This window comes from Martinezella calliandrae (genome assembly GCF_030272695.1).
In the GTDB taxonomy this organism is placed as follows: Bacteria; Pseudomonadota; Alphaproteobacteria; order Rhizobiales; family Rhizobiaceae; genus Rhizobium; species Rhizobium calliandrae.
In genome coordinates this window covers 19,169-29,070 of the sequence record NZ_JARFYN010000072.1, presented here as the reverse complement: position 1 = coordinate 29,070, position 9,902 = coordinate 19,169, and the positions used below count along the sequence as shown (strand labels likewise).

General features: G+C 59.3%; 9 protein-coding genes and 2 pseudogenes. 5 read left to right on the top strand and 6 right to left on the bottom strand.

The genetic code is table 11. From position 1 onward, the window contains the following. Positions 1 to 332: 332 nt before the first annotated feature. Entirely contained in the window at positions 333 to 2,672 is a 2,340-nt protein-coding gene (locus tag PY650_RS32435) for a methyl-accepting chemotaxis protein (RefSeq protein ID WP_285884026.1), read from the bottom strand. A 354-nt stretch (positions 2,673 to 3,026) separates the two neighbouring features. Between PY650_RS32435 and PY650_RS32430 the strand changes: the two genes are divergently transcribed. Then, positions 3,027 to 3,626 (top strand): glutathione S-transferase family protein, encoded by a 600-nt coding sequence (locus PY650_RS32430; protein WP_285884025.1) that lies wholly within the window; start codon positions 3,027 to 3,029, stop codon positions 3,624 to 3,626. Between the two features lie 192 nt (positions 3,627 to 3,818). Here the strand turns inward: PY650_RS32430 and PY650_RS32425 are convergent, their stop codons facing one another. The 3 genes and pseudogenes from PY650_RS32425 to PY650_RS32415 form a co-directional block, all read right to left on the bottom strand. Beyond that, positions 3,819 to 4,220 (bottom strand): type II toxin-antitoxin system VapC family toxin, encoded by a 402-nt coding sequence (locus PY650_RS32425; protein WP_285884024.1) that lies wholly within the window; start codon positions 4,218 to 4,220, stop codon positions 3,819 to 3,821. A gap of 46 nt (positions 4,221 to 4,266) precedes the next feature. After that, positions 4,267 to 4,455, bottom strand: a complete 189-nt coding sequence (locus PY650_RS32420) for an antitoxin (protein ID WP_285884023.1) — start codon at positions 4,453 to 4,455, stop codon at positions 4,267 to 4,269. Between the two features lie 187 nt (positions 4,456 to 4,642). Beyond that, positions 4,643 to 4,944: pseudogene (locus PY650_RS32415) on the bottom strand (DUF1173 family protein). 157 nt (positions 4,945 to 5,101) lie between these two features. Here PY650_RS32415 and PY650_RS32410 point away from each other — a divergent pair. Beyond that, a pseudogene (locus tag PY650_RS32410) lies at positions 5,102 to 5,251 on the top strand (pyrroline-5-carboxylate reductase); the annotation flags it as partial. Here the strand turns inward: PY650_RS32410 and PY650_RS32405 are convergent. Then, entirely contained in the window at positions 5,248 to 5,796 is a 549-nt protein-coding gene (locus PY650_RS32405; RefSeq protein ID WP_285884031.1) for a cupin domain-containing protein, read from the bottom strand. The pseudogene PY650_RS32410 and the gene PY650_RS32405 sit on opposite strands and share 4 nt — an antisense overlap. 141 nt (positions 5,797 to 5,937) lie before the next feature. Here PY650_RS32405 and aptA point away from each other — a divergent pair, with 141 nt between their 5' ends. Together aptA and PY650_RS32395 are read left to right on the top strand one after the other, a co-directional pair. Then, positions 5,938 to 7,272 carry an omega-aminotransferase AptA gene (gene aptA, locus PY650_RS32400; protein WP_285884022.1) on the top strand — a complete coding sequence of 445 codons (1,335 nt, stop codon included), beginning with the start codon at positions 5,938 to 5,940 and terminating at the stop codon, positions 7,270 to 7,272. 71 nt (positions 7,273 to 7,343) lie between these two features. Further along, positions 7,344 to 8,051: an SDR family oxidoreductase gene (locus tag PY650_RS32395; RefSeq protein ID WP_432761612.1), complete on the top strand. Its 708-nt coding sequence runs from the start codon at positions 7,344 to 7,346 to the stop codon at positions 8,049 to 8,051. 98 nt (positions 8,052 to 8,149) lie between these two features. On the opposite strand, the gene PY650_RS32390 is transcribed toward PY650_RS32395, so the two are convergent. Next, complete coding sequence (locus tag PY650_RS32390; RefSeq protein ID WP_285884020.1) at positions 8,150 to 8,611, bottom strand: Lrp/AsnC family transcriptional regulator; 462 nt, start codon at positions 8,609 to 8,611, stop codon at positions 8,150 to 8,152. Between the two features lie 145 nt (positions 8,612 to 8,756). Between PY650_RS32390 and alr the strand changes: the two genes are divergently transcribed. Next, positions 8,757 to 9,881: an alanine racemase gene (gene alr / locus PY650_RS32385; protein WP_285884029.1), complete on the top strand. Its 1,125-nt coding sequence runs from the start codon at positions 8,757 to 8,759 to the stop codon at positions 9,879 to 9,881. Positions 9,882 to 9,902: the final 21 nt, after the last annotated feature.

Genomic DNA, 9,902 nt, shown 5'->3' with positions numbered 1-9,902 from the left:
AAAGCCAAAGGGGAGCGTCATCACCCGCCCCCGTTCCTCCCTTGCAACCCGGCCCAGCCGGTCGGATCGGGGGCTGATCTCCCTACCCTGTAGCAGCCTTTAAGCCCTTGTTGCATTTACATTAGAAGTCGCACGCAAAGTTAAAGTGTCCTGATCCTGCAAAGCTGGAATGTCACTCTCCCCGGGGGGCGGCCGCAATCCGCTTCAAAATCAAATCTGCGTCGGCGGCGAATTGAATTGGCCAAACGAAAATACCCCGCACAAAATGTCCGGGGCAATCTTCGCTTCCTGAACCGCGATAGAGCTGGGCGCCAGTCTTCACATCAGAGCAATCAGAACTCAGACCACTCCTGCTGGAGATGTTTAAGCGCAGCATTGCCTTGGGTGACAGGAGCGGGGCGCGCAGCAAGCCGGCCTGTTGTCGGGGCTGAGGCAGGCCGGGCCATGGGCCTCGCCTGTGGCTCCATGCGCTCGGCCTCGCCTGTGCGGAATGCGCTCAGGAGCTCTCCGAGACGCTTGCTTTCCTCGGCCAAACCAGCGCCAGCCGCATTCATCTCTTCGACCATGGCGGCATTCTGCTGTGTCGCCTGGTCCATATGATTGACGGCGCTGTTGATCTCCGACAGGCCCATGGACTGCTCCTGAGCGGCGGTGGCAATCGCATCCATGTGCTGATTGATCTGCAGCACCAGGTCGGCGATAGCTGCGAGCCCCTGACCTGTGTCGTTAACGAGCTTCACGCCCTCGCTGACGGCGACTTCGGAGTTGCCGATCAGGGCCTTGATCTCCTTGGCGGCATTAGCCGAACGCTGGGCTAGCTCGCGGACCTCCTGGGCGACAACGGCAAAGCCTTTGCCGGCTTCGCCTGCACGCGCCGCCTCGACGCCGGCGTTAAGCGCAAGTAGGTTGGTCTGGAAGGCGATCTCGTCGATCACGCTGATGATTTGGCCGATCTGCTTGGAAGAATGCTCAATTCTTCCCATGGCGCTGACGGCATTGCTGACGACCTGGCTGGAGTTTTCTGCCCGCGATCGGGCTCCACGGACCAGGTCACGTGCATCGCCCGCTCGTTTGGAGGTCGACTGAACATTTGCCGTTACCTCTTCGAGTGCAGCTGCCGTCTCTTCCAGCGAGGCGGCCTGCTGCTCCGTGCGCTTGGAAAGATTATCGGAAGCCTGGGAAATCTCGTAACTGCCGCTGTTTACGAGAGACGCGGCCTGGCCGACCTGGGACATGGCAGCGCGCAGCTGGCTGACCGATGAATTGAAGTCGTGACGCAGAGCTTCGAACTGCGCAGCCAGCGGCGTTTCGATCTCACAGCGCAGGTCGCCGGATGCCAAATGACGAAGTCCTGTGGCAAGTGAAGCCGTCGCCTGTAGCAGCCTCTGTTCGGCCTCTGCTTCGGCACGGCGCTGAACTTCGACGCGTTCATTCTCCGATGTAATACGTGCGGCGGCGGCTTCGGCTTCAAGCGCCTTGTTGCGCAAGGCTGCCTGTTGGAAAATCTGTACGGAACGCGCCATGGCGCCAATCTCATCACGCCGCTCGACACCACCGATTAAGACCGAGAGATTGCCTTGGGCGAGTTCAGTCATGGAATGAGTCAGCACACCGACGGGCTTGGTGACTCGAAAGATGATGACGCAGATGCCCGTAATGCTCAGAGCGACGGCAACAAGGAAAGTGAGCCCATATGCGATTAATCTGACGAATGCATCATTCTGGCTGGCGGATGCCTTGGCGACCATGCCATCTGCTGCCGCCGCGGCCGTGTTCGTGATGGTTAGGAGGGCGGCGTTGCTAAGCGGGCGCCAATCATCGAGAGACATTGCCTTCTTCTCACCGGCTGCGAACTTCGCAAGCAATGCACTGTGTTTTGCTGCAAAGTCACCGCTGAAATAGGTCGTGCTGCTGTCTCTATAGGCGTCCTTGACGACCTGTGGTGTCGACGGATGATTGACCAGAGTGCCGATCTGTTCCCAGATGAAATTCGCAGCGTAATCGAACTGTTGGATCTTGCTGACGTCCTCAGGCTTCATCGCCTCTCCAGAGGCGAGCGTGTTGACGAACAAGAGGTTTGCAGCACCAGCCGTTGCGCGCGCGTACCATGTCAGTGCACGGATTTGAATGGGAGCCGTCATTGACGGATCGCTCGTGCGAATCCGGCTTTCAATAGCGGTCGAACCAGCCTCCAACGCGGTCAAGAACTGCTGACCGAGGTCCAGCGTCCTCGCCTGCAGTTTCGGGTCGCGATCAGCAAGCTTCTTGGTCACTTCGCTGTCGAGCGTTGAGCGGAAAGCAACCACGCGATCATAGGCGCTCATGACATCGGCAATCGGGGCTTTGAGGGTCGGGTCGTCGATGTCTGCCAAGACCGATTTTGCGTCAGCCATATATTTGTCGACGATGCGCCTGTCCGTTTTCAACAAGGTAAGCGTTGCATCTTGCGCGCCAAGCTCAATTTTGGCGAGCGACGACCCATCACCTCGCTCATTGCGAAAGTTCGCAAGTGTTTGGAAGAGCGCGCGGTCTAGTAGCGTGAATTTCGAAACGTCGGCATACATACCTGCATCGCGATAGGCATCAAGCATCGAAGATCCCGTCAGCGTACATAGAGCGACGCTGAGAAAAAGGAAAATTCCAACCAGTATATTACGAAGAGAAAAAACCATTATTGCTCACCTATGTTCGGGGTGCCGTGACGCTAACCCGCTCGGCCAAAACACGTATTTCTGGAGCTCTTGCGATGAAATTTCTAAAAGAAAAGCAGTCCGTGAGCCATCGAGGCGCCGCCCGATCACAGGCGCATCATGCCCTGCCCAATCAGAGGAATAGTTAACCCAGCTTTGTTGAAACAGGATTAATGCCCCTAAAAATATATGGGATATTTCGATCTGCCCGCGGCGCGAGGCCTACGGTGAACTGGTGCAAATCGATGGATCCGAACATCGTTGGTTCGAAGATCGCGGTGACCCATGTTAACAAGTTGGGAATCCAGCGATCAGGAACGAGGTTAATTTACACGGATGAAGCTCTTTTATTCACCAGGTTCTCCATACGCGCGCATTGCACGTATCGCGCTTCGCGAAAGCGGTTTGGCTGGCGAAGTTTCCGAGATCTTGGCTGCGAACCGGCGGCCAGATAATCCAGCGCTTGAATTCAGCGCCGTCGGTCGTGTCCCAACTCTGATCGACGGCGATTTCACAATCACCGAGACAAGGCATGTGTTTGACTATCTGGCATCGAAATGCATATCAGCGGCGATGCGGCAGCCCGAACATTTGAGCTGGCGGGAGATCGGTCAGGAAGGTCAAATACTCGGATTCCTGGAAGGAATTTCCAGTTGGGTCCGCGAGAACCGGGGCGAACCCCAGGCACGCTCCGACTTTCTTATTGGTGTTGAGGTCGAACGCTCAAATCGTTGTCTGGCTTATCTTGAGAATGAAGCTGGCGAGAAGCGCCTTCCGGACTTTCCGATGTACAGAAGCCTTGCTCTCGCTGCGGCGCTTGGACTGATGGAATTCCAGCAACTTCGTCCAGATTGGCGCACGATCCATCCAAGGCTGACGGCATGGTATGATCACCAAGCAATTCGGACATCCATGAAGGATACTGCGCCGGCCTGATGATAACGGCGTAGTTCGCGTAACTCACATCTGGGTCAAACATCACCGCCCCCTCACCTCCTTTACAAGCCGGCCCAGCCGGTCGAATCGGGGGCTCATCGCTTGAGCAAGTGGCATAGCCTGAGTGTCGCTTTCTATCGGTCTGAACCCGTTGCGCCTCTAATCAGCTTTGACAGTGTTGTAAAAAAAGCATTAGGCGTCTAGCCAGTTCTCGGTGGTCAGCCCAGGATAAGAGGCTAAGTCTCGGACATTATTCGTCACCAGAATGGTGTTCAGCGCGATCGCATGGGAGGCAATCAATTTGTCCAGATGGTCTCGTTTGCGCTCCCGCATCGCCACGCGCACCGGCCCATAGGCGCGCGCTGCGGACATCTCGAAAGGCGCCACAGTGATCAGCCTGGACAGCGCATCGAGGTTGGCACGCTCCCGCTCCGGATCATCCGAAGCCGAAACGCCATAGTCCAGTTCAGCAAAGGTAATGGCTGACATTACCACATCACCTACATAACAACCGGCAAAGCGGCGGGCCACTTGTTCCGGCTGGTTCTTCATCAGATAGATGCACATATTCGTATCAAGCATGTAGCGCGGCATCAGATCTGATCCCGCTCGTCCTGCTCATAGTCTTCCCTGCCGTCCTTCAGGAAGCTCGGCGAAAAGCGGGCAAAGACGTCCAGAAGCCGGCGAGCGACTGGCGAACGGGCCGGATGCGTATTTCGTCGCCCACCCGCTCGATTTCCAGCTCGACATCCGTCCGATCGAAGGCGAGTTCGGCCGGAATACGGACGGCCTGCAAGTTGCCATTTTTGAAAGCTCTGGTGGTCTGCATGATGTGCTCGCTGTGTGTACGAGGATGTACCATACGCCTCGATCCCCTAGATGCACATCCAGCGCGTGTATTTCAATATCCGTATTAGGCAAATGCTGCGCTCATGCCACGCCGCCCTGCCCGCTGGCGCTCGCCCGTCTCGCCGGCCGGCAACAGCAGTCAACCCGGGCAGCATTCGGGGAAGGCATCACGGCAGCCTCGGCATGTCCCCCTCACCTACACGCCAGATCCATGACCGCATTTCCATTCGCGCCTCGATCATCCCGGCGAGCACGACCTCGTAGGCCTTGTCGTCGGCATCCGCCGGCACGATGAACATGGCAACGGGATCCGGCCTTGGCTCCGGCAGGCTGACGCCGACCACAGGTTTGTCGGGGGACAGATTGAAATGCAGACCTTTCACACTCTTCGGCGCAGGCGGGCCAGGCATTCGAGCAATTGCCGCTCGTGCGCCGTCTCGAAAGGGATCCAGTTTTCGGTGGTGATCATGAGCGCCATCTCCTCGACCACGCGAGACCGGCGGCATTGAGCCCGAAGGTCAGGATGGTGGTGAAGGGCCGGATCGGCATTCTAGAAGGCGAACTCGGTCGCAAAAGTCTTTTCCTGCCGCTTCCATGCTCCGTCCTCAATACTCGCCGAGAGTAGGAAGACCGACTTCTCCGAGCTAAGCCGCGAGTTCGCCACCAGGGGCGGGTTGAACGAACAGGTGCTGGCCGATTTTCAAACCGAGGGCGGGGCCTCAGCGTTGCGGACGGCGCTCCACCGCATGCTCGCCCGCATCGAGGGCTGCGCTTAGAAAGTCGGCGGCGTGCAGGCGCTAATGACCTCACACGGGACCGGGCCGACACACCGGAAGCGATGCGGGCGGCGGCTTTCGAAGTAGTAGGCGTCACCCGGACCGAGGATTTTCCGTTCGTTGTCGACCGTGACCTCGAGTCTTCCAGAAAGGACGATGCCTCCCTCTTCGCCGTCGTGGACCAACGGAACCTTTCCTGTGTCAGCACCCGGCTGGTAGCATTCCTGCAGCATCTGCAGGCTCCTGCCGAACATGCTCTCCCCGACCTGGCGGTAGGAGATCCCGCCCTTGCCGATCTCGACCAGTTCTTCTGACGCATAGAATGCCTTCCTGGGCGTTTCCGGCTCGAGCGCGAAGAACTCCGCCAACCCGATAGGGATCCCGTCGAGGATGCGCTTCAACGCCCCGACCGACGGGTTCGCGTTGTTCGATTCGATCAACGAAATGGTTGAGTTCGGGACGCCTGTTTTCTTCGCGAGTTCCCGCTGGGACATGTTGTGGGCGGTGCGCACATAGCGCAGGCGGTTTCCGATATCGATTGACATGTCCGGCTGTTCTGGTTGTTCAGGATAGACCAAATAATAGAATCCAATCATCGTAATTTCAATGATTTACGTCATAAAAGAAAAGGGCTTGTTAGCCTCTTGGAAATGGCCGAATTCTTCGCGGAGCCGAAGGAGGGCACGATGGACCAGATCAACATGAAGAACGAACTCACACTCGACAATTTCTGGATGCCGTTCACGGCCAACCGCCAGTTCAAGGCAGCGCCTCGCCTGCTCGCCTCCGCCGAAGGGATGTATTACACCGATGTCGACGGCAATCGCGTTCTCGACGGCACGGCCGGCCTCTGGTGCTGCAACGCGGGCCACGGCCGCAAGAAGATATCGGAGGCGGTCGGGCGCCAGCTTTCCACGATGGATTTCGCGCCGACATTCCAGATGGGCCACCCGATCGCCTTCGACTTCGCGGCCAAACTTGCGAAGATCGCGCCCGGCGGTCCGTCTGCCGAGCTCGACCGCGTCTTCTTCACGGGCTCCGGTTCGGAATCGGTGGACACTGCCTTGAAGATCGCAATTGCCTATCAGCGCGCGATCGGCCAGGGAACCCGCACCCGCATCATCGGCCGCGAGAAGGGCTACCACGGCGTCGGCTTCGGCGGCATTTCGGTCGGCGGCCTTGTGAACAACCGCAGGGTCTTCCCGCAGATCCCCGCAGACCATATGCGCCACACGCTCGACCTAAACCGCAATGCCTTCTCCAAGGGCCTGCCTGAACACGGCGTCGAACTCGCCGATGATCTGGAGCGCCTCGTCCAGTTGCACGGCGCCGAAACCATCGCGGCCGTCATCGTCGAGCCGATGTCTGGCTCGGCTGGTGTCATCCTGCCTCCGAAGGGCTATCTCGAAAAACTCCGCGCAACCGCCGACAAGCATGGCATCCTGCTGATCTTCGACGAGGTGATCACTGGCTTCGGCCGTCTCGGAACGCCGTTCGCTGCCGACTATTTCGGCGTCGTTCCCGACCTCGTCACGACTGCGAAGGGCTTGACGAACGGCACCATTCCGATGGGCGCGGTCTTTGCCCGCCGGAAGGTCTACGATGGCCTGATGATCGGCCCGGAAAACGCCATCGAGCTGTTCCATGGATACACGTATTCCGGCCATCCGGTCGCCTGCGCAGCGGGCATCGCGACCCTCGATATCTACGAGGAGGAAGGCCTTCTTACGCGTGCCGCCGCCCTCGCCGACTACTGGCAGGATGCGCTGCATTCGCTGAGCGGTCATCCCCACGTCGTCGACATTCGCAATCTCGGCCTCGTCGGCGCAGTCGAAGTCGCGCCTCGCGACGGCGCTCCGGGAACACGGGCTTATGATGTGTTCGTCGAGTGCTTCAAAAAAGGACTGCTGATCCGCGTGACCGGCGACATCATCGCTCTCTCCCCGCCGCTCATCGTCGAGAAGAGCGAGATCGACAGGATCGTCTCCACGATCGGCGACGCTTTGAAGCGCATGGCATAAAGATAGAGGCGGGCCGGTTACGAGCTGGCCCGCATCGTCGACGGAAACCACAAAGAACCAAGGAGGAGAAAATGATAGCAGACGGAAAAGTGGCCCTCATCGTGGGCGGAGGAAGCGGAATGGGGGCGGCTGCGGCCCGCAGGCTCGCTGCCGACGGATTCCATGTCGGCGTGCTTTCCTCCTCCGGGAAAGGCGAAGCCCTGGGTGCGGAACTCGGCGGCGTCGGTGTCACCGGTTCGAACCAGTCGTCCGAGGATCTGAAAACCCTCGCAGATGCCGCGATCAGCCGCTGGGGCAGAATCGACGTGCTCGTGAACAGCGCCGGGCATGGGCCGAGGGCGCCGCTGCTTGAGATCAGCGACGAGGAGTGGCACCGCGGCATGGACGTCTACTTCATGAACGTCGTGAAGGCCGTGCGCGTCGTTGCGCCCGTCATGCAGGCACAGCGGTCGGGCTCGATCATCAACATCTCGACCGCATGGGTCGCGGAGCCATCGCCGATGTTTCCGACGTCGGCCGTCTTCCGGGCTGGCCTTGCGTCGTTTACGAAGCTATTTGCCGACACCTACGCGACGGACAATGCTCGAATGAACAATGTCCTCCCTGGCTGGATCGACAGCCTGCCCGAGACGGACGAGCGCCGGGCGAGCGTGCCGATGCGGCGCTACGGGACCTCGGATGAGATCGCCGCCACGATCTCTTTCCTTGCCTCCGACGGCGCCGGCTACATTACGGGACAGAGCATCCGCGTCGACGGCGGTCTGATGCGCCATGTCTGATGTCGGCCGGTCGTCCGACGACAAGGACTCGACAGCGGCCGTCTCCTCGTCGCCTGGTCGGCGGCTGAGGAGGCCGGGGCGCCTCTCGGGCCTAACGCTCACCGGCGCTTCGGCTTGGTCGCCAGAACATTCCGGATCGAGAAGCTCGAGTGAATGCGCAGGACTCCCGGCAACGTCGACAGTATCTCCTTGTGAATCCGCTCAAAATCACTGGCGTTGGCGATCTCCACGCGCAACAGGTAGTCCGATCCGCCCGTCATCAGAAAGCATTCCCGGATTTCCGGATACCGTCTGACTGATGCCTCGAAGCGATCGAGATGGTCTTCGGTCTGACGTTCGAGCGTGATGTTAATGATGACCGCAATCGTCGTTTCCACGTTTGATGTGTCTACCAATGCCGTGTAGCCGCGGATGACGCCCGATTCCTCCATGATCTTGATGCGCCGCATGCAGGCCGACGGAGACAGGCCGACCTCCTCGGCGAGCCTCGCATTCGATGTACGCGCGTCGAGGCGGAGGAGCCGGATGATGTTGCGGTCGATAGCGTCCAACGCAGCCATGATGGATTCCTCCAAAATTTCAGCAATTATTCTAATAATCATTTCTTTTTCGAATACTCAAAGACTATTTCGCGAGAAATTCGACGATAATTTCAATAAAACAGAAGCCGCAATTTGGATCTTGGAGGACCGTGATTTGCAAACGGTGAGGGTTGACGAACTGGATGTCGACGAAGCCAATGGCGTCGAAGGTGCGTCGGGGTATCTGACGGTCGACCTGGCCGCCCTTGGCCGCAACTACGCGAGGCTCGCGAAGATGGTCGCGCCCGCCCTAGCGGCAGCCGTCGTCAAGGCTGACGCCTACGGAATTGGAGCCGAGCGCGTCGCGAAGACTGTTTATGAACAAGGCTGCCGGCACTTCTTCGTCGCGCAGTTCGTCGAGGCGATGAAGCTCCGCCCGGCAGTTCCGCAGGACGCCCGGATCTTCGTCCTGAACGGCCTGCAGCCGGGCAACGAGGACATCTGCGCTTACGAGGACATCATTCCTGTCATCAATTCCATCGAGCAATGGCGAAACTGGAGCAGGACGGCGCGACGGCTGGGACGAAGGCTGCCCGCGGCGGTCCAGTTCGACACCGGAATGTCCCGGCTCGGGCTCCCGCCGGAAGAGCGTCCCCTCCTTGCCGAGGACCTTACCTATCGGTCAGACGTCGAAATCCTCTTCTTGATGAGCCACCTTGCATCGGCAGACGACGATGAAAGCACTCAGAACTGGGAGCAGCTTGAAGAGCTTCGAAGGATTGCCGAGGAGTTCCCCGGCCACGACCTGTCGTTCGCGAACTCCGGCGGTGTTTTTCTCGGCAATCCCTACCACAGCGCCCTCGCGCGTCCGGGGATCGCCCTCTATGGAGGTGCGCCGTCCAACGCGACGCGTCCTATGGAACCAGTCGTACGCCTCGACGTCGCCGTCGTGCAGACCCGGACCGTACCAGCCGGCACGAAGGTCGGATATGGCGGCATCCACGTCACCGCGAAGCAAACCAGGCTTGCGACGATCGCCGCTGGCTATGCGGACGGGCTGCCGCGAAGCCTGAGCGATCGGGGAGCGGTCTATTTCGATGGCGTTCGCCTGCCGATCGTGGGACGCGTGTCCATGGACAGCATCACCATCGATGTGAGCGCGCTTCCGGAAGGCGCTATTGGCATCGGCAGCCTCGTGGAGGTGCTCGGCCCCAACCGCACGCTCGAAGACGTCGCCCGTGAAGCGGGAACGATCTGCTACGAAATCCTGGCCAACCTCGGTCGTCGCTATCATCGTCAATATCGCTAAGGCCGGAAGAGCCGTGTCTCA

Excerpts from the sequence above, each read along its gene's own strand:
- PY650_RS32435 (WP_285884026.1), bottom strand. The coding sequence starts at position 2,672 with ATGGTTTTTTCTCTTCGTAATATACTGGTTGGAATTTTCCTTTTTCTC.
- PY650_RS32430 (WP_285884025.1), top strand. The coding sequence starts at position 3,027 with ATGAAGCTCTTTTATTCACCAGGTTCTCCATACGCGCGCATTGCACGT.
- PY650_RS32425 (WP_285884024.1), bottom strand. The coding sequence starts at position 4,220 with ATGCCGCGCTACATGCTTGATACGAATATGTGCATCTATCTGATGAAG.
- PY650_RS32420 (WP_285884023.1), bottom strand. The coding sequence starts at position 4,455 with ATGCAGACCACCAGAGCTTTCAAAAATGGCAACTTGCAGGCCGTCCGT.
- PY650_RS32405 (WP_285884031.1), bottom strand. The coding sequence starts at position 5,796 with ATGTCAATCGATATCGGAAACCGCCTGCGCTATGTGCGCACCGCCCAC.
- aptA (WP_285884022.1), top strand. The coding sequence starts at position 5,938 with ATGGACCAGATCAACATGAAGAACGAACTCACACTCGACAATTTCTGG.
- PY650_RS32395 (WP_432761612.1), top strand. The coding sequence starts at position 7,344 with ATGATAGCAGACGGAAAAGTGGCCCTCATCGTGGGCGGAGGAAGCGGA.
- PY650_RS32390 (WP_285884020.1), bottom strand. The coding sequence starts at position 8,611 with ATGGCTGCGTTGGACGCTATCGACCGCAACATCATCCGGCTCCTCCGC.